Genomic DNA, 22,718 nt, shown 5'->3' on the forward strand with positions numbered 1-22,718 from the left:
TCCTTAGTACCCTTCTTCGACCTGAGCCGTGACCAGGACCAGCGTCGTCTCGCGTTCGGACACCGCGCTATCTTGACCACCCGCAATCAAAGGCAGACCAGGCGCCACGCGCTGGCGATCATGCTGATCCTGGCTACGATCGAACCCTGACACGATGACAGGCTGGCCCGGGCGCAGCTCAAGCTGCTGCACCGTGCCGTTGCCATCAATCGTGATCTGCTGCACTTGCACTTGATTGCCGCGTTCACCAAAGGTGATGGTTTTCAAGGGCTGCGCCACCGCATTGTCATAAGCGATGGATAGCAAGATCTGGCCGTCTTCCTGGATATCCGGCAGCAGGGTCAGGAACGACCCGACCGTTTCATCTTTCTGACTGATGGACACGGCGGGCAAGGAGCCATTGGCGCCGCCCGCAGTAGTGCCTGGGACGGCTGTGCTTTGCACCCGGTCGATATAGGAAAACGTAGTTCTGACCGCATGCGTGACCGGACGCCGGTTCAAGGTCAGAACGGGGACTTTTCTGTGACGCACGATTGCGCCCATTGTGCTTAAGGCGGACACGATGGCCTGCGAGCCCTGGAAAGGCCCCCGGCCCGTAATCGCATTGAATGCACCGGCGCCCGTCACGGATGCAGGCGCCGCGGCAAAACCCAATGACGCGCCTGCCGCCGAATAAAGCGCGTTCCAGTCCATGCCGCCCGAGGCCGAGTCCTTGGCAATCACGGTGATTTCTTCAAAGACAAGGCGTACCCGGCGTGTCAACGCCTTGTTCTGCCGGTCCAGATAATGCGCGACGCGGTCCAGCGCATCGGGAGTATCGGTGACCACCAGGACCGAGGCGCCATCGACCGCTTCCGCAATCACGCCTGAGCGAGTCAGGAAAGGCATTACGTTGGCGCGCAAAATGGCCAGCGCATTGTGCTCTTTTGCTGACAAGGCGGTGTTGGACGTGCTTTCGAAACCCTCGGAGCTGGCGCCGCCTGAACGGCCCAAGCGCACATCGACCTTACTGGTAAGGGATAGCGCCCGCACGTCGAACGCGCGGGTTTCGGTTCGGTAGAAGTCCAATACGCCTTTCTCATAGCGCCACTGCACCGAAAACCGAGCCGCCAGCATATCCAACAGATTGGCAAGCGGCTGAGGGCCGCTGCGCACTTCATGCCGCGCCGGAGCAGCGACTGCCAATACGCCTTGGACGGCCAAACGAGGCAAGAACAATTCCAACGGCAGCAAGGCATCTGGCCGCACGCGCACCGGGATGCCAGTCGCCGCAGTAAGACGCTGCGCAAGCGCAGGCAAATCAGCCTCATCAGCCAACATTAACGTGGTGTGCACGTTTGCGCGCAGAGCGGCTGGCAGCGAGACCTCTCGCGCCAAAGGCTGCGGCTTACCGGCGATCCAAGGCGCCGTGACCTCTTGCGCCGCGATACGCGCCTGTCGATCAGCCAACCCATTGGCGAACGCCTGATGATGGTCCGTGATATTGGCATGCTGGCTGCTTGCCGCAAGGCGCAAATCAGCAGCCCGTTGCGAGGCGGCGCAACCGCCCAGCAAGCCGCACACGGCCACACATACGACGATGGACGGTAGACAGTGGATAGTCATGCACCTGCCCTCCATGGTGACGCCGCCCGTGAACACGGCTGAGCCAGAGGCACCACGCGCAGCACCTGATTGCCATAAAAACAAGGCTGCAAAGGCTTGTCCGCCAATTCAGTTGCGGCGAGCAGTTCACGCACAGCCGACTTGAAGTCTCCGGAAAACTCGGCTGTGGCCGAGAGCGGGATGTCGACATCCACGGCCCAATGCTGGGCCTCAAACGTCCAACCCGAACCAGCCGCCCAACGCGCCAGAACCGCGCGCAGCGTGGTGTCTGGCGGGGCCGCAAGAAACAGCCGGGCCGAGGGCGTGACAAGCGTTGGCGTCGCAATTTGCGGAACCGGCAAACCTGAGTCTCCTTTCTGGGGCAACCCCACATTGACCGGCATAGGCCTCGCGGTATCAGGCGAAGCTTTTGCAGCCGCCGCGTCGCCTGCGGCGGGGGCAACAACACCTGCCGCAGCGCCATCAGCCGCCAATGGGCCGTCAGCCGCCAGCCGCCCCACGCCCAACGCCGTTGCTACGGCGGGTTGCCCCTGCTCTTGCGTCACAGCCGCGGGTTGCGCCACGCCTGCGGTAGCGGCCTCGCCTTCGCGCCGTGCGCGGGCAGCGAGGCGCCCGCCGCGAAACAACAACCCGCCCCATGCGCCCGTCACCACCACGTAGGGTTCGCGGCGCGTATAAGGCAAGGCATGCTCGCCATCGGCCCGCAAGCCGAAAATAGCGGGCAGGCGTTGGCCCGGCGCGAATTGCAGCCAGACCTCGCGGCCGTCGTCAAAGACCTGCATGGGCGCGACGGCCTGATCACCCGACAACTGCCAGTCAAAGCGAAAGCCCTGCGCCGCAGGCCCAGCGCCCTGCCAGGATGACCCGGCAACACGATAGGCGGGCCAGCTTGTGCAAGCAGCCAGGCAGGACAGGCCTGCCGCCAGGAAGAAGATTCGAACCATGCCTCACCGCAATCGATAGGCGTACCCGAAGCAGTACGCAGTAACGGCATGGTGGATGGCACGGCGTTGCACCGCCAGACTGGCATGTACGCATGGATGCTTTGATCCCGCCCCGGCGGATACGGCCACTGCTGGGCGTGCGGACGAAAAAAAACCCGATCACCAGGATCGGGTTTTTGCGTGGGACCGGCAGCGCATCAGCGCTGTTCAGTCCTGGAACGATCAGCGCTGCGTGGCAATGCTGCGTGCCTGCGAGGCAGCGTTGTTCAGGGCCGCAACGGGCGGCACCTTGCCTTCGAAGGCATCATTCAGTTGCTGGTTCAGCACGGGCTCGATGCGCGAGTAGTTCGCCATACGGAAGCCGCGGCTGTTGCTGACCGGACGGTTGCTCATCGAGGCAACCACGGCTTGCGCGCCCGGGATGCTCTTGTAGAACGACACGTCAGATGCGCGGAACGCGGCTTCGGTCAACGGCAGGAAACCCGTGCGTTGATGCCATTCGGCAGCAACGACAGGCTTGGACAGCCAGGCCAGGAACTGCGCGGTGGCTTTTTCTTCGGCTTGCGGACGGCCTTCAAGTGCCCACAAGGCCGAGCCGCTGACGAACGGCTGGCCGCCCGTCTTGGTGGCTTGGTCGTAGTAAGGCAGCGGCGCCACGCCAAACGACAGCGACTTGGTGTTCAGGAAGGTGCCAAACGCGCCCGAATTCGACGTCAATACGGCACACTCGCCCTTGGCGAACAGCTTGTCGGCGGTGGAGTCGCCAGAATGCGCCATGAACAACAGCGAGCGCTTCCAGCTGACCATCAGCGAAATATGGCGCATGTAGAGCGTGTCGAATTGCATGGCAGGCGCCGCGCTCTTCTTGGTGACCGCGTCCAGGCCATTATTGTTGCTGGTGAACTGTTGGCCGTTGACGGGCGCCAGGTTCTCCAGGTGAACCGTTACCTGATCGCTGGAGGCGTAGGGGCAGTCAATATCAGCCACGTCGCGCAATTTGAGCAGTTCGGCTTGCAAGCCGCTCCAGGTGCGGGCGGGATTGTTGGGGTCCAGCCCCGCCTTCTTGTAGGCGGCGGTGTTATAGAACATGACCGGCACTTCGGCCATCCAGGGGAAGGCCAGCAGGCGCCCCTTATCGTCGCGCGTAAAGCTGCTGGTGGCCGGCACAAACCAGTTCAAGTCCTTGATCGGATACTTTGCCAGCAACTGGTACAAGGGCAGGATCGCCTTGTGTTGCGCCACGACTTCAGGCGAGTGGTTATCCGTCAATTGCAGCAGGTTGGGCGCATTCTTCGCCTTGACTGCCGTGGTGGCCTCTTGTTCCAGCGCGGCCTGGGAATTGAACGCGCGCAGCTTGACGCTGACCTGGTCCTGTTCCTTGTTGTATTGCTTGGCCAGCTTTTCGAACTCGGCCTTGTTTGCGTCCGACAGCGTGTGCCAGACTTGGATTTCTACCGGGGCGGCATGTGCCACACCTGCCAGCGCCATGGCGGCGCCGAATACCCATGCACGCCGGCTGGCGAACATTGCGCGGGCTACGCCCGCCAATTGCAGATTCTTCATAGGTTCACAGACCAAGAAAAGGAAATTCCGGTTCTGGCCGCCGTCCACTGAGCAGATCGGCCAATGCCCGGCCCGAGCCAACACCCATCGTCCAGCCGAGCGTACCGTGTCCTGTATTGATATACAAATTGGGGATACGGCTGCGGCCAATGATAGGCACGTTCGAGGGGGTGGACGGGCGCAAGCCCGACCAATAGCTGACGCTCTCGAAATCGAGCGCGTCGGGAAAGAGTTCTTGCGCCAGGCGGGTCAAGGCTTCGCAGCGGCTGGTATTCAGGCCACGGGAATAACCCGACAGCTCTGCCGTGCCTGCCATGCGCAACCGGTCGCCCAGGCGCGAAAAAACGATTTTGTGACTGCTGTCAGTCAGGCTGACCATGGGCGTGGCTTCCGGCTTGATGACCGGAAACGTCGCCGAATAGCCCTTGGCGGGGTAAACATTGCACGGAATGCCCAGCGGACGCAGCATCATGGGGCTGAAACTGCCCATCGCCACGACATATGCGTCGGCCGAAACCGTGTTGTAGGTGCCATCGGGATCAATGACTTCAACGCCCTGCACCGTGCCGCCCTGCGTCAGAAGACGGGTGGCTCGGGTGCTGTAGCGGAACTCGACGCCTGCCCGAGCGCATCGTTCGGCCAACGCCACCGTGAACAGATGCACGTCTCCGCTTTCGTCTTCGGGCGTGTAGTCGCCCCCGACGATGGTTTGACGATGCGGCGCCAAGGCAGGTTCGATCGCAATGACCTCGTCGGTCGAGACCACACGGCGCTCGACGCCAAAGTCTCGCATCAGGCCGGCGGCGCGTTGCGAGTTTTCAAATTCGTGGGGGTCGCGGTAGAAATTCAGGATGCCGCGTTCAAGGTGGTCGTATTCGATGCCCAGCTCGGCACGCATATCGCGCAGCGTGCTGCGGCTGTATTCCGCCATGCGGACCATGGCGCGGATGTTCGGCGCCAGACGGCTGGGCAGGCATTCGCGCAGGAACGCCAAGCCCCACATCCATTGCCGCCAATCCAGTTGCGGCCGGAACAGCAGCGGCGCATCGTCCTGGAACATCCATTTGAGCAGCTTGAGCGGCGCTTGAGGATTGGCCCAGGGTTCGGCGTAGGAAACGGAGATCTGCGCCCCGTTGGCCAGGCTGGTTTCCTGCGCAGGACCGGTGCAGCGATCAATGACCACAACGTCATGGCCCGCCTGGCTCAACCACCAGGCGCTGGAGATTCCGATAATGCCGCTACCCAATACCGCTACTTTCATGCCTGCATTGCTCCTTGCGCGCCAAATCGGCTGGCAGACCCGATGTCCGCGTCCCTTGGCAGGCCGATGCCAAGGCAGTTTACCCTGCCGATTTGCCACCGCCTACGTATTAAAAAGGGGAGGAAGTGACAAACCTTTCCAGGCCCGGCGTTTCCTCCCCTGACACGTGTACCGCCAAGCTTACGGCGCGGCTTTAGCCAAGTCGGCTTCGGAGGTAAACGCATCCGCGTAGAACTCTTCCGAAGGCAGCCCGTTCTGGGAGCAGAACTCGCGCCGGGCGGCATCAACCATCAGCGGCGTGCCGCAAGCATAGACCTGATAGCCGGACAAATCGGCGATGTCGCGCATGACCGCTTCGTGGACAAAACCCGTGCGGCCAGTCCAGCCGTCTTCCTGCAAGGCATTGGAGACGACCGGAACGTAGCTGAAATTCGGCAACAGACCCGACCACGATTGCGCCAGCGCATCCATGTACAAGTCGCCCGGACGACGGCCGCCCCAGTACAGCGTGACGGGACGGCTGATGTTCTTGTGAATCATGTGCTCGACAATCGCCTTCACCGGCGCAAAACCGGTGCCGCTGGCCAGCAACACGATGGGTTTGTCGCTGTCTTCACGCAGGAAGAACGAACCAAACGGCCCTTCCAGACGCAGAATCTCGCGTTCTTTCATCTGCGTGTCGCCCGCGCCGAATACATGATCCGTGAACAGACCGCCAGGCATATGCCGGATGTGCAATTCCAGCGGACTGCCGGTGTGCGGCGCACCCGCCATGGAATAGCTGCGGCGGCGGCCGTCTTTCAGAATGACTTCGATGTACTGGCCCGCGTAATAGCGGAACTGCTCTGACGCGGGCAGTTGCAGCTTGAGCACCGTGACATCCGGCGCCACGCGCTCCAGCGTCTGAACGCGCGACGGCAGCTTGCGGATCTGGATGTCGCTGGCAAGCCGGACTTCGGTGGATTCGACCACCATGTCGGACTCGGGCCGCGCTTGACAGAACAGCGTGTAACCGTCGGCCAGCTCCTCGGGCGACAGGATTTGCGCCGGATACTGACCGGCGTCGAACTCCCCGGACACCACTTTGCCCTTGCAGGTGGAGCACGCGCCGTTGCGACAGCTATAAGGCAGCACGATGCCCGCGGCCAAGGCGGCGTCGAGCACCGTCTGGCCGGGTTCGACCGGGAATTGATGCTTGCTGGGTTGGATGATGACCTGGAAGCTCATGATGAAACGGTTCAGGGTTGACGCAGCACTGACTCAGCGCTGCGCCCGGCCCGGCGTCAGGCCGGGAACTTGCGGATTTCCTTGACGCGGTTCGCGTCATCCACCAGCACCACTTGGGGCTTATGGGTGGCCGAATCCGCTTCGGACATGGGGCCATAGGTGCAGATGATCAACAGATCACCCACTTGCGCCCGGCGCGCGGCGGCGCCATTCAACGAGATCGCGCCGCTACCGCGGGCCGCCTTGATGATGTAGGTATCGAAACGTTCGCCATTGGTGACGTTGTAGAGTTCGATGCGTTCGAACTCGCGCATGCCGGCAGCGTCCAGCAGGTCTTCGTCGATGCCACAAGATCCTTCGTAGTGAAGATCGGCTTCGGTGACCGTGACGCGGTGCAGCTTTGCCCGCAGCATGATGCGTTGCATGATAGAAAAATCCTGGTTTCGCGGCCCGGAACGCGAAGTGTTGCAAGAGTGATGCCCGGCACCCGGTTTTGCCGTGGAAAGCCGGTATTCTATAATTTTTGCTGCTTCAGGACGGCCTGTTGCTGCGCGCGGTCAAATGACCCGCGTTTTTTTATCCGGGGACGACCCCTCAATGCCGGCAACCTGCCGGCCGCGCAAGAGTAGGAGTCGACTATGACCTGGATCATCCTGGTACTCGCAGGGCTGTTTGAAATCGTCTGGGCCGTTGGCCTGAAGTACACCCACGGCTTTACCCGGCTCGTGCCGTCCCTGATTACCGCAGGCGGCATGATCATCAGCTTCTGGCTGCTGGCGATCGCCATGAAAACGCTGCCTTTGGGCACCGCCTACGCCGTATGGGTAGGCATCGGCACCGTGGGCGCATTCATTGCAGGCATCGTGCTGTTCGGCGAATCCACTAGCTGGATGCGGATCGCCAGCGTGGCGCTGATCGTGCTGGGCCTGGTCGGCCTGAAGCTGTCTACCGCCTAACCGCGGCCTTGGGCGGCGGTTCAGAAATCCAGTTCGATCTCGACCCCGTCGCCCACTTTCAAGCGCGCGCCAGCCGGCGCATCCAGAATGGCGTTCTGGCCAAACACAACTCCGATGGCAAGATTGCGATAGCCCGCCAGCGTGCGGCCGGGCTCGTCGGATTGTTGGGCCGTGCGCTGATCAATGTCGGGGATCGAGCAGCGCGTGCAGGGCTTGACGAAGGCCATCCGCACCTGCGCCGCTGTGATCATCGCGGTTTGGTCTTCCTCGAAGGCTTCCCATTCGCCTTCGACCACGATATTGGGGCGGAAACGGTCCATGGTCACGGGCGCCACGCCCTTGGCCTGCAAGCGCGCGTTCAGATCGTCGAGCGATGCCTGGTTGGCCACCAGCAAAGGAAATCCATCTGCAAAACCAAAGTGGTGGCTACCTGCGAACGGCTCGGCCAGATCGGGATGCGATTCCAGCCAGCGCGAAACCCAGTCCGGCTTTGCGGTCCGCTCGGCCACCGCGCCAACCTTATACAGGCGGCACGGCGTTTTCAGGAAATCAGAAAACCATAGCCCCGCCTCTGCGCCTTCGCGCTGGGCAGAAATGGTGTCGCTCCAGACCTCAACGGATTCCGTGCCGGGCAGAAGCGCCGAGCCATCCAGAGGCACCTCCAGATCAGCCATGCCCGGGGCCGACACGCGCAATGCGTCCGCCGTGATCGCGGTACGGATCAGCGCCATTGCCGGCCATTGCCGTTGAGTCATGAACTGCCCATCGGCGCTGATCAGCATCCAGCGGCGGTCATACGCCAATCCGGCCCGGTCGACGGGCGATTCGCTCAGGTCGATGCCTGCGCAGGATTTGATCGGATAAATATGCAAGCTGAGGATACGGGCAGACATAGCGGCAAGGGCTCAACATGACGAATCCGCGAAAGAATAGCAGAGAGCCGTGCCGGAATTCGAACCCTGGCTTGCGCCGGTCCAAAACGCAAATAAGCCCGGGCGGACCCGGGCTTGCATAACGCTGGATTAACTACCCACCAGCTTTAAGGTATCCAGCGGCGTGACTGCCTTGAAACCTTTGCGCGTCGCAATATGCTCGGGACGCGGTGTCAGCCCGTATTTGGGCGGATTCAAGGTGTTCTCCATGCTGTTGTAGACCATGAAGACATTGGCGCGCGGCCACGGCGAGATATTACTGTTCGAGCCGTGCATGGTGTTGCAGTCAAAGAACACCACAGATCCGGCCTTGGCCGTCATCGAGCGGATACCGCCCTGCTCCACCAGCAGTTGCAGGCTGACCGGGTCCGGCACGCCGTACTCCTGCTTTTTCAGCGATTGCTTGTAGTGGTCGCTGGGCGTTTCGCCCACGCACGAAATGAACTGACGGTGCGATCCGGGCACCAGCATCAACGGGCCGTTGCACTCGTTGTTGTCGGTCAACAGCACCGAGCAGCTCAGAGCCCGCATCGACGGCATGCCATCTTCAACGTGCCAGGTTTCGAAGTCGGAGTGCCAATAAAACTCCTTGCCCTTGAAACCCGGTTTCATGTTCGCGCGCGACTGGTGGACATACACCTCTGACCCAAGAATCTGGCGCGCCACGTTGACTAGCCGGGGGTCGCGCACCAGGCGCGACAGCACGGGGTTGAGCACATGCACCATGAAAATGGACCGCACGGCATTGCTGCCGGGTTCGGTGATGGACTCTTCGCGCCGGATGATCGACGGGTCACGCGTCATACGCTCGACTTCAGCCGATAAGGCGCGGATCTCGTCTTCCGAGAACAGGTTTTCCAGCAAGAGAAAACCATCGCGCTCATATTGGCCGACTTGCTCGCCAGAGATGGCGTTGGCGTATTGGCCATTGTCATAGACCACCGGGTCCTGGCGGGCAATGATGGCCGAACTTCGATCCGTACGCGAGGCGTACGGATCTTGTGCAGGTGAAATCATGCGAACCTCCTTGTCTTGGTTCAGGCCGCGCGGGCCTGGGCTTCGGGCAAGGCGTAAACGCCTTCTTTGTCGTGCACTTCCTGGCCGGTCAGCGGCGGGTTGAAAACGCAGATCACGCGCAGCGGCTCTTTGCCGCCGCACAACCAGTGCTCGTCGTTCTCGTTCAAGGCGTAGACCACGCCGGGGCCCAGGTCGTACTTCTTGCCATCGGCAATGGTCTCGATAGACCCGTCGCCTTCAATGCACCACACCGCTTCAAGATGATTCTTGTAGTGGATGTGGGTGCGGCCGCCTGGGAAAATGGTGGTTTCATGGAAGGAGAAGCCCATTCCGTCCTTCTTCAGCAGCACGCGGCGGCTGACCCAGGTATCGGTGCGAACTTCATCAGCGGTGCCGATCACATCTTTGACATTGCGTACGATCATTGACGTTTTCCTCCAAATTTCAGAATTCGGGCAGACTGCCCCTCTTCAGCCAGCGCCTCAGCCACGCTGGCTTCGATCACATCCAGGCCCTTCGTCAGCAGTTCTTCTTCGATCGTCAAGGCGGGCAGCAGCTTCAACACTTCGTCATGCGCGCCCGAGGTTTCGATCACGACGCCCTTTTTGAAGGCGTTTTGCGCAATGCGGTTGGCCAGTGCAGGCGTGGCGTTGCACACCAGCCCCTGGATCAAACCGCGGCCGCGCACTGACAGACCGGCATTGGGATAGCTGTGCACCAGGTTTTCCAGCCAGTCGCGCACCTGGCGCTCTTTGCGCTGGATGTCCGCGGTAAACGCGGTATTGGCCCAATAGGTTTCCAGCGCTTGCGTGGCGGTGACGAAAGCCAGGTTGTTGCCGCGGAACGTGCCGCTGTGCGCGCCCGGTTTCCAGATATCCAGCTCCGGCTTCATCAGCACCAGCGACATCGGCAGGCCAAAGCCTGACAGCGACTTCGACAAGGTAATGATGTCCGGGCGGATACCGGCAGACTCGAAGCTGAAGAACGTGCCTGTCCGGCCGCAGCCCACCTGGATGTCATCCACAATCAACAGCATGTCGTGACGCTTGCACAGACGGTCCAGCTCTTTTAACCAACGCAAAGTCGCCACATTGACGCCGCCTTCGCCTTGCACGGTTTCCACAATCACGGCAGCAGGCTTGTCCATGCCGCTGCTGGGATCTTCCAACATGCGTTCCAGATAGGCCATCGTGTCCACGTCCGGACCGAAGTAGCCGTCATACGGCATGAACGTGGTGTTGCCCAGCGCGTAGCCCGATGCCTCACGGAACTTCATGTTGGCCGTCACCGCCAGTGAACCGCCGCTGACGCCATGGAAACCATGCGTGAACGAGATCACATTGGGACGCCCCTTGACCTGACGCGCGATCTTCAGCGCGGCTTCCACGGCATTGGTGCCGGTGGGGCCGGTGAACTGCAAGGTGTATTGCCAGTTACGCGGCTTGAGCAGCACGCGATCCACCGTCTCCAGGAAACGCTTCTTCGCGCTGGTCGCCATGTCCAAGCCATGGACGACGCCGTCCGACTGAACATATTCCAGCAGCTTTTCCTTGAGAACAGGATTGTTATGGCCATAGTTCAGCGTGCCGGCTCCGCTGAAGAAATCGATGTATTCGGTGCCGTCTTCATCGATCAGCGTAGAGCCTCTGGCCTGGCTGAATATCACGGGAAACGACCGAATGTAGCCACGCACCTCTGATTCCATCCGGTCAAAGATTTTCAAGTCCATATGATTAATCCTCCCTTTCATCTCATAAGTTGACAGACGGCCAGAGCCCCTCCGGATGCGGGAACGCATTCGGATCAGCACAACCATCCCGGTATTTCGATAAGACCCTCTGAGCTTGCCGCGCCCTACGGGGCGGGTAAGGCGAACGGGCCTATCCTCAACAACATCTCGTCGTCATGGTCCGCGCCTCCGAACAGTTGCCGGTCGAAGAACGGCTGTTCGGATACATGGGCGCCCAGCTCGCCGGCCAGACCGGTAAAGCTGCGGCGCGATGCCTGGTTATCAGGCCCCACCGTGGTTTCAAGATGACGAACATGCTCGAGCCCCTTGCGCTGCAAGAGTTCGCGAAGCATGGCGCGGCCCAACCGATGGCCGCGTGCGCGGGCGTGCACCGCGACCTGCCAGACGAACAACACGTCGGGCCGGGCCGGGATCACATAAGCGGAGATAAAACCGTCGATACGTCCGCCGGTACTTTCGGCCAGAACGCAGGTGTCGCTGAAATGCTCAGTAAGGAGCAAGTAGGCGTAGAGGGAATTCAGGTCGAGTGGCGGGCACTCGGAAATGAGGCGGTGAATGGCGGCGCCGTCTTTGCGATTGGGCAGACGCATCGTGTGGGTCTGTGCGCCAATCGCCGGCGCCACGGCACTTGAAAGTGTTGGGGTATCCAGTACGTTTATTCTCATGCAACGATTCCCGATTCTGGGGGTGCCCCGCCCGTGGGCACTTCAAGGATGGGCGACGACACGTCACCATGCGCGTCCGCGACGTCTGCCTGGCCGCCTTCTTCCATCAGCGCCACGATGCGTTCCAGCGACAACGTGATGGTGGCTTGCTCCAGCTCGGGCAAGGCGTTCAATGCGTGCGCCAAGTGTTTTTGCAGCGGCGAAGGCGCTTGCTGTGCCAGCTCTCGTCCCGCATCGGTCGCGGTAACAAACACAATGCGGCGGTCTTCACGGCCGCGTTCGCGGCGGATGAAGCCCTTGTCTTCCAGACGGTCCAGAATGCCTACGACCGTGCTGGGGCTGACATGGATTTCACGGCTGATCGCGGTGGCCGTCATCGGGCCGTTCGCAATCACCGTATGCAGGCACATCAGCTGCGGCGCGGTGATGTGACTCACTGCGGAGAGCTGGCGCGAATGCAGTGCGATCGAACGCGTGATGCGGCGCAAGGCACGCAAGATACGCAGGTCGTACTGCTGTGACGGATCGGTTACGGTCTGTTTATTCATGACTGAATTAGTTCAGCTAAATTGATTTCTGTTCAAATGATATGGGTGCATGAGTACCCTGTCAAACCGTATCGCCCCCCATTTTGTAATCATTTCCGCGCTTTTCGCCGTCATGTCTCCCAAGCGGTCAGAGGGGCGCGACGCGTTACAGGCTGTTTGAGAGGGCCTTACGTTTCGTAAATAAAACATCTGTTTTTTTATTTATCCGATAAAGTATCATTTGTTTTATTTCCTGAGCTTCGCGCGTAGCCTTCACCCATGATTTCCCCTTTGCAGGAACATCTGCGCAATCTGTCCGCGACCTTGCCCGCTGAACTTCAACGAGCTGCCTTTTGGGTTCTGGCCAATCCGGCAGAAGTGGGCTTGTGGTCCATGCGCCGCCAGGCACAAGCCGTCGGCGTCGCCCCGGCGACCATGTTGCGCATGGCTCGCGCTGCCGGCTACACAAGCTACGAAGCCTTCCGCGCCCCTTTCCAACGAGCGCTGGCCGGTGGCTCCGGGCTTGGCCTGCGGGACCGGGCAGCGCGCTTGCAAGCATCGCGGGATCACGCTGCCCCAGAAGGGCACGACGCCCTCACTCAAGTGCAGACAGACGCCATCGCCTCTGTCTGCCACGTTAATGACGACGCCCATTTCGATGCAGCCGTGGCTGCCTTGCTGGCCGCCCGGCAAGTAGGCTTTCTGGGGCTGCGTTCCGCGTTCGGCATCGCCCATCAAATGCGCTATGCCTACCATCTGTTGCGCCGCAACGGCATCCTGATCGAGGGCCTGGGCGGAACACCAGCAGAAGAAGCAGATTGCCTGCAAGCCGGTGATGCGTTGGTCGTGATTTCTCAAGCGCCCTACCCCGCGGCCACCCTGCAACTGACCCAACAAATCGCCCAGCGCGGCGTAACGGTGCTGGCCCTGACCGACAGCCCGACCAACCCGGTCGCGTTGGCCGCCCGGCACGTGCTGCATTTCACCCCGCCCGCCGAGACCGATCCCGCTGACCTATCCGGCCAGCGCGGCCCCGGCTCTTTTTTTCACAGCACAGCGGGCCTGCTGGGCCTGGCGGAACACCTGATCGCCCGGTTGGCTGCGCACGGGGGCGACGAAGTCCTGCAACGGCTGAACGACATCGAAACCCGTCTGCACGCCGAAGGCGTGTACTGGACGGAAGCGCCACGCAAGCGCGGCCGCATCTCTTCTAAAAACTGACCCGCACCCCTCCTGCCACCCGGAACCACTCCAATGACCAGCACTCGTGTTTTGCACCGTTCCTTGCGCGCCACTCCCCCCGTCGCCCAGCGCGGCCAAGGTGTGTGGCTCTACGACCAGTCCGGCCGCGCGTACCTGGATGGATCGGGTGGCGCCGCCGTGTCCTGCCTGGGGCATAACCACCCGGACGTGCAGGCCGCCATGCACGCGCAGATCGACGCGTTGGCCTACGCGCACACCAGCTTCTTCACGACCGAGCCGGCCGAAGCATTGGCCGCCCGTCTGGTCGAAGATGCGCCGGCGGGCACGTCCCACGCCTACTTCGTCTCGGGCGGGTCGGAAGCCATAGAAGCTGCGTTGAAAATGGCGCGCCAGTATTTCGTTGAAATTGGCCAGCCTGAACGCCGCCACATCGTGGCCCGAAAGCAGAGTTATCACGGCAACACGCTGGGCGCGCTGGCAGTCGGCGGCAATGCCTGGCGCCGCGCGCAGTTCGCGCCGCTGCTGATTCCGGTGGAGCATGTAACGCCCTGCTACGCCTATCGGGACCAGCGCGCCGACGAAACGCCGGAACAGTACGGCGCGCGCCTGGCCCAAGAGCTGGATCAGACGTTTGAACGCCTGGGGTCCCACACCGTCATGGCCTTTGTCGCCGAGCCGGTAGTCGGTGCCACGTCTGGCGCGGTGACAGCGGTGCCCGGCTATTTCCGCCGTATTCGAGAGGTCTGCGACCGCCATGGCGTCTTGCTGATTGCCGATGAAGTCATGTGCGGCATGGGCCGCACCGGCACGCTGTATGCGGTCGAGCAAGAGGATGTCGTGCCAGACCTGATCACCATCGCCAAGGGTTTGGGCGGCGGCTACCAGCCCATAGGGGCAGTGATGGCGCAGCAACGCATCGTAGAGGCCATGCAGCAAGGCAGCGGGTTCTTTCAGCACGGACACACCTATCTTGGTCACGCCATGGCTTGCGCGGCATCGCTGGCCGTGCAGAACGTGATCCGCCGCGACAATCTGCTGGAGCGAGTCCGCACTCAGGGTGCAGGCCTGCGCGCAAGGCTAGAACAGGCGCTGGGCCAGCATCCGCACGTAGGCGATATCCGCGGCCGCGGTTTGTTCATGGGGGTTGAGCTGGTGCAGGACCGCGCCACCAAACAGACCTTTGACCCTGCGCTGACACTGCACGCACGCATCAAGCGCCAGGCCATGGCGCAAGGGTTGATGGTCTATCCGATGGGCGGAACCATCGACGGCCGCCAGGGCGACCATGTGCTGCTGGCCCCGCCCTTCATTATCTCGGACGACGAATTGGATCAACTGACCGTGCGGCTGACGGGCGCAATCGATGCCGCTATTGCGGAAACGCGCGCCTGAGCCATCGAGCTGGTGGCAGCCGCCGAGTCAGCCAGCGCCGTTTCGGCGCCAGGCTGGCCACGCGCCGATGGTCAGCGCACGCAATATCCACTCCACTGGCCCGTAGGCGTAGCGGCGCAACCACCATGCGGATAGAGGCAATTGCCCCGCAAAGATCGCCAGCGCCATGCCGAACGCGGCCAGCGGAGACACGGAGGCAAACAGGCGCAATCCCCATCCTGTGAACAACAGCGCGCAGATGACGGACTGCATCAGGTAATTGGTCAGCGCCATCCGCCCCGCAGGCGCGAGCCAGAACCCGACGCAAACGCCCAGCCGTGTGCGCAGCAGCAGCAAGAACGCGGCGGCATAAGACATGCTCAACAGCGGCGCGGTCAGCAGATCCGCGGCAAGCCCCGGCAGCTCCCAGCTGGCTCCCGCAAAGGGCAATGACGAGGTCGCGTACAGCGCCGACCCGGCCAAGCCGGGCAGCAGCCCCAAAGCGCATAACAACCAGAGCACCCGCGGCTGCCGCCACGGATCGGCCAGCGCATTGCGCCGGCCCAGCGCATAGCCGACGAGGAACATGGCAAAGACGAACGGCCCTTGCACGAACAGGACCATGAACCAGATGGTCTCGGTCAATTCCTTGATGTGCTGCGCGATTGTGGTGGCGATGGTGCCGCGATAGGCTTTGATCGCAGACAACGCTTCAGCCTTGTATTGCGCCATGTAATCGGCTTGCACGGGGTCAAGAAAACTCAGCGCGGCCAATATCGCCCAGATCATGGCAGTCAGCACAATGATCCATAGCGCAATACGCAACGCCCGCTTTGGCTCGATTCGGCGGCACAGCAGCAATGCCGAGCCCAATAGCGCGTAGGTGACCAGGATGTCCCCCTGATAGAACAGCACCGCATGCGCCATGCCCAGAATAGCCAGGCCCGCCAGCCGCCGCAGGAAACGCGGCGTGAATGCTGCCTGACTGCGTTCGGCCGCCGCCATCTGCAAGGTGAAGCTATAGCCGAACAAAAAAGAAAACAACAGGTAGAACTTGGTCTCGAACAGCCAGGCGATCAACCAGCGCGCCGTCAGATCCACGGGGCCGGAAAAATTCGGATCGGCGGCGCCGGCCCCGTAAAACGGGGACGAGAACACGCCGATATTCACGACCAGAATGCCAAATAGCGCGAAACCGCGCAGAGCGTCCACCTGCGCCAGTCGATGCGGCGCCACGGGCGTGTTGCTCATCCGCGGCTCCTTTGCTTGGATGTGCGGACGGCCCCGTCCGGGGCGCCGCCGGGCAGGCATCGCAGCAAGGCCTGATCCAGAAGACGGCGGCCGGCGGCAGCGCCAAAGGCCGGGTCCACCACCGACCGGCTGTAGACGCCATCGAGCAACAGCAACAGCACATCGGCCATCTCGGCCAGCGGTTCTGGTGATTCGCGCGCTCCCCAGATCGCCCCCAGAAGCGCGATCAGACCGCCCTTGCGGCTTGCTTCGTTTTCCATCACTAGTGCGTGAACGCGCACATTGCGCACGGCTTCCGCAAGCACTTCCATGCCCAGCCGCACGTACGCGGGGTCTTGATGCAGCGCCAACTGCTGCGCAATCCACTCCACCAGTGCCTGCCGTGCGTCAGGCGCGCTGCAAGCGGCCTGCATGCGCAACCGCGAGGTTTCGGTATCGACGGCGATCAGCGCTTCGATGATGTCGGTTTTGCTGCCGTAGTAGTGGAAAAGATTGCCGGGGCTCATGCCAGCGCGGGCGCAGATCTGTGCCGTGGACGTGGCATGAAAGCCATGCTCGGCAAAGCAATCCGCCGCCGCGGCCAGGATCTGGTTGCGACGCTCTTGCTGCCTGACTGGGTCGATTTTGCGCACCGCGTTGTGCCTTTATAATTAATAGACTGATTGATCTATCTATTAAATAACAAGACGAGAAAACCAGTCAAGAACATCTACACCAAGGCAGAAAGAAAACGGCGGGCCTGATGGCCCGCCGTATGCAGCGCTTGAACCTGGCTAATCAGCCCGCCCTCACCCCAGTACTGGCGACAAGACCACCGGAGCCTTCGGCCGCACATCCAACTGACGCCCCTTGCGTGCGCGTTTGCCCACGTAAGGCGCCAACGCGTCACCAGCCAGAATGTCTTCGGTCTGCTTGTTGCGGTAGATGCCTGCGGCGCGCAGGCCACGGGCGCTGATCGGCACGGTTTGGTCCAGCTTGTCGGTGCCGTCCAGCCCCATCAGAATCGTGCCGCGGCCGCCGCCCGACAAAGACTTGACCTCGTCCAGACCGAACACCAGGAACTTGCCCTTGGCAGACAGCAACGCCAGTTGCGTCGCGCCCTGGAACAGCGGCACCGGGCGCAGCATTTCATCGCCCTCTTCCAGCGTAATGAACTGCTTGCCACCGCGCTGGCGGGTCATCATGTCGGACAGCTTGGCAGCAAAACCATAGCCGCCACGCGTGGCCAACAGCCAGCGTGAGTCGGACGCCGCTGCAATCGTGTGCACGATGCGCGTACCGGACTCCAGATCAATCATGGTGGTTACCGGTTGGCCGTCGCCGCGAGCCGAAGGCAATCCCGACACCGGCACGGAATAGACGCGGCCGTTGTCGCCTATGGCGATCAGCGTGTCGGTCGTGCGGCATTCAAAGGCGCCGTACATATCGTCGCCTTGCTTGAAGCCGAATTGCCCAGCGTCATGGCCATGCCCCTGACGGGCGCGCAACCATCCTTTTTGCGACACCACGACAGTGACGGGTTCGTCCAACACCTTGGTTTCCAGCACGGCGCGCTCGGCCGTTTCGATCAGCGTGCGGCGATCATCGCCATACTGCTTGGCGTCCGTCTCGATTTCTTTGATCAACACGCGCTTGAGCGTCGCCGGATTGTCCAGCAGCTCTTGCAGACTGATCTGGTCTTTGCGTTTGTCGGCCAGTTCCTGCTCGATCTTGAAGCCTTCAAGACGGGCCAATTGGCGCAGGCGCATTTCCAGAATGTCTTCAGCTTGCCGTTCGGACAGCTTGAAGCGTTCCATCAGCGCCGCGCGCGGTTCATCGGATTCGCGGATGGTCTGAATGACTTCATCCACGTTCAGGTAGACCAGCATGCGGCCTTCCAGCACGTGGATGCGGTCCGTAACCTTGTCCAGCCGGAAGCGCGTACGGCGCAGCACGGTGTTGGTGCGGAACGCCACCCATTCGACCAGGATGTCGCGCAGCCCCTTTTGACGCGGCCGGCCATCGGTGCCGATACAAACCAGGTTGATCGACGAACTGCATTCCATGCTGGTCTGCGCCAGCAAGGTGTTGACGAATTCATCACGGTCAACGCGCGAGGTCTTGGGTTCAAAGACCAGACGCACTGCGGCATCCTTGCCGGATTCATCGCGCACGGCGTCCAGCAGATTCAGCATGACGGCCTTGGCCTGCGACTGCTCGGGCGTGAGACTCTTCTTGCCGGACTTGACCTTGGGGTTGGTGATTTCTTCGATCTCTTCCAGCACCTTCTGGCCGGACGAGCCTGGGGGCAGTTCCGTGATCACCAACTGCCATTGGCCACGCGCCATTTCTTCAAATTGCCAACGCGCACGCACCTTCAACGAGCCACGGCCTACACCGTAGATCTGCGCGATATCGGCCGCCGGCGTAATGATCTGACCGCCGCCGGCAAAGTCCGGACCGGGAATCATCGCGTGCAAATCCGAATCCGGCAGTTGCGGGTTCTTGATCAGCGCCACGCAGGTCTGAGCCACTTCACGCAGGTTGTGTGACGGGATCTCGGTCGCCATGCCAACCGCAATGCCCGATGCGCCGTTCAGCAACATCATGGGCAGACGCGCGGGCAGCATCTGCGGTTCTTGCTGGCTGCCGTCGTAGTTGGGCACGAAATCCACAGTGCCCTCGTCCAGCTCGTCCAGCAGCACCTTGGCGATGGGCGTCAGGCGGGCTTCGGTGTATCGCATCGCGGCGGCGTTGTCGCCGTCGCGCGAACCGAAGTTGCCCTGGCCGTCGATCAGCGGATAGCGCAGAGAAAAGTCCTGCGCCATGCGCACCATGGCGTCGTACGCGGCCTGGTCGCCGTGCGGGTGGTATTTACCCAGCACGTCGCCCACGACACGCGCGGACTTCACGGGTTTGGCGCCAGCGGCCAGGCCCATCGCCTGCATGGCGAACAAGATGCGGCGCTGCACGGGTTTTTGGCCATCCCCCACGTCGGGCAAGGCGCGGCCGCGCACCACGGAAACCGCATAGTCCAGATAGGCTTGCTCGGCGTAACGCGCCAGCGTGATGGCGGCATTGGCGTCGCCATCGCCATCAGGCGGCAGGTTGGAGTCGAACAAACCGGGTTGATTGCTGTCGGTCATGATGTGTTCAGGTAGACAATTTCATCGGAACGGCGTCAATGCGCCTCAAGCGGACGGCGCCAGCTGCGTATCAGCGACATGCGCGCGCAATTGGGCGCGCACTGCCTCTAACGTAGCGGCGTCCTGGCCGCGCTTGGGAATGATCACGCCTTGCAAGGTGCCCAGGATGACGTACAGATGCTGCGGGGTTTCTTCCACCCGGCGGATATCGGACCACTCCATGCGCCCGGAGGCCGTGGCAGTGGTATCCAAAATGCCGTCGGGCCCGAAATCCAGCTGATGACGGCCAAGGAACAAATCATCGGGCCGCTTTTTCAGCATGCGGCGCGTGTTCATCCTGACCAGCGGAGGCAGCACAAACTCATACGCCAGCGCCAGCAGCGCCAGAATGCCCAAGCCCACCGCCAATCCCTGGAAGTACACCGGCAGCAATTGGCCCCAATTTGGCCCCTTGCCATCCCATGTTTGCCAGATCAGGTAGGCCAGCAAAGCCACGATCATCAACACCCCGAATCGCAGGTGCGACCGGTAGCGGCGGCGGCGCAGCTCGGGGCGTTTGTAAACGTAGGCGGCGAACTCCGCGTAGTCATCAGCCGTCATGTCGACGGTCATCCGGGCTTGGCCGGGCAAGGCGGACGTCATCAGATATCCAGCTCCGCCAGGTTGCCCTTTTCTTCGATCCAGGCGCGGCGCTGCGAGGACTCGCCCTTGCCCATCAGCATGTCGAACATGCGGGTGGTGTCTTCAGGAGTCTGATCGCCATAACCCACGGGCAGCAACCGGCGCGTGTCCGGATTCATGGTGGTTTCCCACAACTGCTCGGGATTCATTTCACCCAGGCCCTTGAATCGGCTGATTGCCCAGGCGCCTTCCCGCACGCCTTCCTTGCGCAACTTGTCTTGCGCGGCTTCCAGCTCGCCTTCGTCCAGGCAATAGATCTTGCGGGCCGGGCGCTTGCCCTGCGCCGGCACGTCCAGCCGGAACAACGGCGGTTTGGCCACATAGACATTCCCGGCTTCGACCAGCTTGGGAAAGTGCTTGTAGAACAGCGTCAGCAGCAGAACCTGAATGTGAGAGCCGTCAACGTCTGCATCGGACAGGATGCAGATGCGGCCGTAGCGCAGGCCGGACAGATCCGGCGTATCGCCTGGGCCATGCGGGTCCACACCAATGGCTACGGAGATGTCATGAATTTCGTTGTTGGCAAAGAGCCGGTCGCGGTCCACTTCCCAGGAATTCAGGACCTTGCCGCGCAGCGGCAGAATGGCCTGGAATTCCTTGTCGCGGCCCATCTTGGCGGAACCGCCTGCGGAATCGCCCTCGACCAGGAAAACTTCGGTGCGGGTCGCATCGCTGGACTCGCAATCCGTCAGTTTGCCGGGCAGCACAGCCACGCCCGAGCTCTTGCGCTTTTCGACCTTCTGGGCGGATCGCTGGCGCGCCTGCGCCTGGCGAATCGCCAGCTCGGCAAGTTTCTTGCCGTACTCCACATTGCTGTGCAGCCACAGGTCCAGCGCGCTCTTGGCAAAGCCGCCCACCAGACGCACCGCGTCACGGCTATTTAGGCGCTCTTTGATCTGGCCCTGAAATTGCGGGTCCAGCACCTTGGCCGACAACACAAAGCTGGCGCGGGCGAAGACGTCTTCAGGCAGCAGCTTCACGCCCTTGGGCAACAAGCTGTGCAGTTCAGCAAAGCTCTTTACCGAGCCAAACAAGCCTTCGCGCAAGCCGGATTCGTGCGTACCGCCAGCAGGCGTGGGGATCAGGTTGACGTAGGACTCGCGCACGGCGTTGCCGTCCTCGGTCCAGGCCACGACCCATTGGGCGCCCTCGCCTTCGGCGAAGTTCTCGTGATCGGCGCCAGCATATTGCTGGCCTTCAAAGAACGGCACCATCAATTCGGCGCCGGACAGGGCCTCGGCCAGATAGCCGCGCAGCCCGTCCTGGTACTGCCAGGTCTTGGTGTCGCCGGTCTTTTCGTTGACCAGCGAGACTTTCACCCCGGGCAGCAGTACGGCCTTGCTGCGCATCAAGTGCGTGAGCTCGCCCAACGGAATATTGGGGCTGTCGAAATATTTCGGGTCCGGCCAGACGCGCACGCGGGTGCCGGATTTTTTGCGGCCACCCTGATCGTAGGGCGCCAGCGGCTCATCGACGTCGCCGCCTTTGAAAACCAGACGATTTACCGCGCCATCGCGCCAGACCACGACTTCCAGCCGGGTCGCCAGCGCGTTGGTGACGGAAACGCCCACCCCGTGCAGGCCGCCGGAGAAGGCATAGGCGCCGCCGCCCGCCTTGTCGAACTTGCCCCCCGCGTGCAGGCGGGTGAAGACCAGTTCAACAACGGGCGCGTGCTCTTCGGGATGCAGACCGACGGGAATGCCCCGCCCGTCGTCCTCGACGGACACGCTGCCATCCAGGTGCAGCGTGACCTGTATTTGTTTGCAGTAGCCAGCCAAGGCCTCGTCTGCGGCGTTATCAATAACCTCCTGCACAACGTGCAGAGGGTTTTCGGTGCGGGTGTACATGCCCGGGCGCTGGCGCACGGGCTCCAGCCCCTTAAGGACGCGAATGGACGCCTCGGTGTAACGTGGAGTGGCCAAGTTATCCCCAACATCTGTGGAAAAAAACCGACATTTTACGGTTAAGCCTAGATTCTGCGCGGCTCCGGGTGGGATGCGCACGACCTGACCAGCACCGAATTCGGTAGGATGATGACAGTCACAGCCAGCGCGCCGGGGTTGATCCCTCATAAACGCGACAACTGCGCCGCAACATCCTACACAAATCCTGCAAACCCTGTTGTTATTAACAGTGGTATGCCTGTTGTTATTGACAGTGGTATGCTTTAGTCCATTCCACAAACAAGAACAACGGCAAGGCGCGTCTCTCACGCGCCTTTTGCTGCCGAACCGAGAATCACCATCATGAGCGACCAAATCAAGAACGTCAGTGACGCGAGCTTCGATGCCGATGTGTTGAAATCCGGCCAGCCAGTGCTGGTGGACTACTGGGCTGCCTGGTGTGGCCCCTGCAAGATGATTGCCCCGATCCTGGAAGAAGTCGCCAACGAGTACGCAGGTCGCCTGACGATCGCGAAGCTGAACGTGGACGAAAACCAGGGTACCGCCACCAAATACGGCATCCGCGGCATTCCTACCCTTATGCTCTTTAAAGACGGCCAAGCCGCCGCCACCAAAGTTGGCGCGCTGTCGAAGTCGCAACTCACCGCATTCCTGGACGGCGCGTTGTAAACTGCGTGCTGTGAACGAAGGCGCCGCCCCGGGGGCGGCGCTCATTCAAACCCGCGCGAGCCCGTCC

General features: G+C 61.7%; 20 protein-coding genes and 1 pseudogene. 4 read left to right on the top strand and 17 right to left on the bottom strand.

Annotated features, from left to right (window positions below; all coding sequences use genetic code 11):
• Positions 1-3: 3 nt before the first annotated feature.
• The 6 genes from RAS12_RS12445 to panD all read right to left on the bottom strand — a co-directional run bounded on the left by RAS12_RS12445 (position 4) and on the right by panD (position 7,025).
• Positions 4-1,605: a hypothetical protein gene (locus RAS12_RS12445; protein WP_306949976.1), complete on the bottom strand. Its 1,602-nt coding sequence runs from the start codon at positions 1,603-1,605 to the stop codon at positions 4-6.
• Complete coding sequence (locus tag RAS12_RS12450) at positions 1,602-2,549, bottom strand: TrbG/VirB9 family P-type conjugative transfer protein (protein WP_306949978.1); 948 nt, start codon at positions 2,547-2,549, stop codon at positions 1,602-1,604. The genes RAS12_RS12445 and RAS12_RS12450 overlap by 4 nt, the downstream gene beginning before the upstream one ends.
• A 222-nt stretch (positions 2,550-2,771) precedes the next feature.
• Positions 2,772-4,112: an extracellular solute-binding protein gene (locus RAS12_RS12455; protein ID WP_306949980.1), complete on the bottom strand. Its 1,341-nt coding sequence runs from the start codon at positions 4,110-4,112 to the stop codon at positions 2,772-2,774.
• A 4-nt stretch (positions 4,113-4,116) separates the two neighbouring features.
• Positions 4,117-5,373: a D-amino acid dehydrogenase gene (locus tag RAS12_RS12460; RefSeq protein WP_306949982.1), complete on the bottom strand. Its 1,257-nt coding sequence runs from the start codon at positions 5,371-5,373 to the stop codon at positions 4,117-4,119.
• 180 nt (positions 5,374-5,553) lie between these two features.
• Positions 5,554-6,600 carry a CDP-6-deoxy-delta-3,4-glucoseen reductase gene (locus RAS12_RS12465; protein WP_306949986.1) on the bottom strand — a complete coding sequence of 349 codons (1,047 nt, stop codon included), beginning with the start codon at positions 6,598-6,600 and terminating at the stop codon, positions 5,554-5,556.
• A gap of 56 nt (positions 6,601-6,656) precedes the next feature.
• The gene (gene panD / locus RAS12_RS12470) at positions 6,657-7,025 is read right to left on the bottom strand and encodes an aspartate 1-decarboxylase (RefSeq protein WP_006224022.1); all 369 of its coding nucleotides are present in this window, start codon (positions 7,023-7,025) and stop codon (positions 6,657-6,659) included.
• A 213-nt stretch (positions 7,026-7,238) separates the two neighbouring features.
• Between panD and sugE the strand changes: the two genes are divergently transcribed.
• Positions 7,239-7,556, top strand: a complete 318-nt coding sequence (sugE, locus tag RAS12_RS12475; protein WP_306949989.1) for a quaternary ammonium compound efflux SMR transporter SugE — start codon at positions 7,239-7,241, stop codon at positions 7,554-7,556.
• Positions 7,557-7,576: 20 nt separating this feature from the next.
• Here the strand turns inward: sugE and RAS12_RS12480 are convergent, their stop codons facing one another.
• The 6 genes from RAS12_RS12480 to RAS12_RS12505 all read right to left on the bottom strand — a co-directional run bounded on the left by RAS12_RS12480 (position 7,577) and on the right by RAS12_RS12505 (position 12,468).
• The gene (locus RAS12_RS12480) at positions 7,577-8,449 is read right to left on the bottom strand and encodes an MOSC domain-containing protein (RefSeq protein WP_306949991.1); all 873 of its coding nucleotides are present in this window, start codon (positions 8,447-8,449) and stop codon (positions 7,577-7,579) included.
• 129 nt (positions 8,450-8,578) lie between these two features.
• Entirely contained in the window at positions 8,579-9,505 is a 927-nt protein-coding gene (gene thpD, locus RAS12_RS12485) for an ectoine hydroxylase (RefSeq protein ID WP_306949993.1), read from the bottom strand.
• Positions 9,506-9,525: 20 nt separating this feature from the next.
• On the bottom strand, positions 9,526-9,930 hold the full coding sequence (locus tag RAS12_RS12490; protein ID WP_306949995.1) for an ectoine synthase: 405 nt from the start codon (positions 9,928-9,930) through the stop codon (positions 9,526-9,528).
• Positions 9,927-11,234: a diaminobutyrate--2-oxoglutarate transaminase gene (gene ectB, locus RAS12_RS12495; protein ID WP_306949997.1), complete on the bottom strand. Its 1,308-nt coding sequence runs from the start codon at positions 11,232-11,234 to the stop codon at positions 9,927-9,929. Before ectB ends, RAS12_RS12490 begins: the two co-directional genes overlap by 4 nt.
• Before the next feature lie 125 nt (positions 11,235-11,359).
• Positions 11,360-11,920 (bottom strand): diaminobutyrate acetyltransferase, encoded by a 561-nt coding sequence (gene ectA / locus RAS12_RS12500; RefSeq protein WP_306949999.1) that lies wholly within the window; start codon positions 11,918-11,920, stop codon positions 11,360-11,362.
• Entirely contained in the window at positions 11,917-12,468 is a 552-nt protein-coding gene (locus tag RAS12_RS12505) for a MarR family winged helix-turn-helix transcriptional regulator (RefSeq protein ID WP_306950001.1), read from the bottom strand. The genes ectA and RAS12_RS12505 overlap by 4 nt, the downstream gene beginning before the upstream one ends.
• A 208-nt stretch (positions 12,469-12,676) precedes the next feature.
• On the opposite strand from RAS12_RS12505, the pseudogene RAS12_RS12510 reads away from it, so the two are divergent.
• Positions 12,677-13,668, top strand: a pseudogene (locus RAS12_RS12510) (MurR/RpiR family transcriptional regulator).
• A gap of 33 nt (positions 13,669-13,701) precedes the next feature.
• A complete protein-coding gene (locus RAS12_RS12515; RefSeq protein ID WP_306950004.1) occupies positions 13,702-15,042 on the top strand; it encodes an aspartate aminotransferase family protein in 1,341 nt (446 codons plus the stop codon).
• Positions 15,043-15,069: 27 nt separating this feature from the next.
• Here RAS12_RS12515 and RAS12_RS12520 read toward each other — a convergent pair whose 3' ends face one another.
• The 5 genes from RAS12_RS12520 to RAS12_RS12540 form a co-directional block, all read right to left on the bottom strand.
• Entirely contained in the window at positions 15,070-16,272 is a 1,203-nt protein-coding gene (locus RAS12_RS12520) for a DUF418 domain-containing protein (protein WP_306950005.1), read from the bottom strand.
• Entirely contained in the window at positions 16,269-16,904 is a 636-nt protein-coding gene (locus RAS12_RS12525; protein ID WP_306950006.1) for a TetR/AcrR family transcriptional regulator, read from the bottom strand. Before RAS12_RS12525 ends, RAS12_RS12520 begins: the two co-directional genes overlap by 4 nt.
• Before the next feature lie 156 nt (positions 16,905-17,060).
• A complete protein-coding gene (gene parC, locus RAS12_RS12530) occupies positions 17,061-19,397 on the bottom strand; it encodes a DNA topoisomerase IV subunit A (RefSeq protein ID WP_306950007.1) in 2,337 nt (778 codons plus the stop codon).
• Between the two features lie 45 nt (positions 19,398-19,442).
• A complete protein-coding gene (locus tag RAS12_RS12535; protein WP_306950009.1) occupies positions 19,443-20,039 on the bottom strand; it encodes a YcxB family protein in 597 nt (198 codons plus the stop codon).
• Complete coding sequence (locus tag RAS12_RS12540; protein WP_306950011.1) at positions 20,039-22,000, bottom strand: DNA topoisomerase IV subunit B; 1,962 nt, start codon at positions 21,998-22,000, stop codon at positions 20,039-20,041. Before RAS12_RS12540 ends, RAS12_RS12535 begins: the two co-directional genes overlap by 1 nt.
• Positions 22,001-22,324: 324 nt before the next feature.
• Between RAS12_RS12540 and trxA the strand changes: the two genes are divergently transcribed.
• Entirely contained in the window at positions 22,325-22,651 is a 327-nt protein-coding gene (gene trxA, locus RAS12_RS12545) for a thioredoxin TrxA (RefSeq protein WP_306950013.1), read from the top strand.
• Positions 22,652-22,718: the final 67 nt, after the last annotated feature.

This window comes from Achromobacter seleniivolatilans (genome assembly GCF_030864005.1).
Lineage (GTDB): Bacteria > Pseudomonadota > Gammaproteobacteria > Burkholderiales > Burkholderiaceae_B > Achromobacter > Achromobacter seleniivolatilans.

Bases quoted from the DNA above. Each gene is read 5' to 3' on its own strand.
- trxA (WP_306950013.1), top strand. From the start codon at position 22,325: ATGAGCGACCAAATCAAGAACGTCAGTGACGCGAGCTTCGATGCCGAT.
- panD (WP_006224022.1), bottom strand. From the start codon at position 7,025: ATGCAACGCATCATGCTGCGGGCAAAGCTGCACCGCGTCACGGTCACC.
- ectA (WP_306949999.1), bottom strand. From the start codon at position 11,920: ATGAGAATAAACGTACTGGATACCCCAACACTTTCAAGTGCCGTGGCG.
- sugE (WP_306949989.1), top strand. From the start codon at position 7,239: ATGACCTGGATCATCCTGGTACTCGCAGGGCTGTTTGAAATCGTCTGG.
- ectB (WP_306949997.1), bottom strand. From the start codon at position 11,234: ATGGACTTGAAAATCTTTGACCGGATGGAATCAGAGGTGCGTGGCTAC.
- RAS12_RS12505 (WP_306950001.1), bottom strand. From the start codon at position 12,468: ATGAATAAACAGACCGTAACCGATCCGTCACAGCAGTACGACCTGCGT.
- RAS12_RS12445 (WP_306949976.1), bottom strand. From the start codon at position 1,605: ATGACTATCCACTGTCTACCGTCCATCGTCGTATGTGTGGCCGTGTGC.
- parC (WP_306950007.1), bottom strand. From the start codon at position 19,397: ATGACCGACAGCAATCAACCCGGTTTGTTCGACTCCAACCTGCCGCCT.
- thpD (WP_306949993.1), bottom strand. From the start codon at position 9,505: ATGATTTCACCTGCACAAGATCCGTACGCCTCGCGTACGGATCGAAGT.
- RAS12_RS12455 (WP_306949980.1), bottom strand. From the start codon at position 4,112: ATGAAGAATCTGCAATTGGCGGGCGTAGCCCGCGCAATGTTCGCCAGC.
- RAS12_RS12465 (WP_306949986.1), bottom strand. From the start codon at position 6,600: ATGAGCTTCCAGGTCATCATCCAACCCAGCAAGCATCAATTCCCGGTC.
- RAS12_RS12515 (WP_306950004.1), top strand. From the start codon at position 13,702: ATGACCAGCACTCGTGTTTTGCACCGTTCCTTGCGCGCCACTCCCCCC.
- RAS12_RS12520 (WP_306950005.1), bottom strand. From the start codon at position 16,272: ATGAGCAACACGCCCGTGGCGCCGCATCGACTGGCGCAGGTGGACGCT.
- RAS12_RS12460 (WP_306949982.1), bottom strand. From the start codon at position 5,373: ATGAAAGTAGCGGTATTGGGTAGCGGCATTATCGGAATCTCCAGCGCC.
- RAS12_RS12480 (WP_306949991.1), bottom strand. From the start codon at position 8,449: ATGTCTGCCCGTATCCTCAGCTTGCATATTTATCCGATCAAATCCTGC.
- RAS12_RS12450 (WP_306949978.1), bottom strand. From the start codon at position 2,549: ATGGTTCGAATCTTCTTCCTGGCGGCAGGCCTGTCCTGCCTGGCTGCT.
- RAS12_RS12490 (WP_306949995.1), bottom strand. From the start codon at position 9,930: ATGATCGTACGCAATGTCAAAGATGTGATCGGCACCGCTGATGAAGTT.
- RAS12_RS12535 (WP_306950009.1), bottom strand. From the start codon at position 20,039: ATGACGTCCGCCTTGCCCGGCCAAGCCCGGATGACCGTCGACATGACG.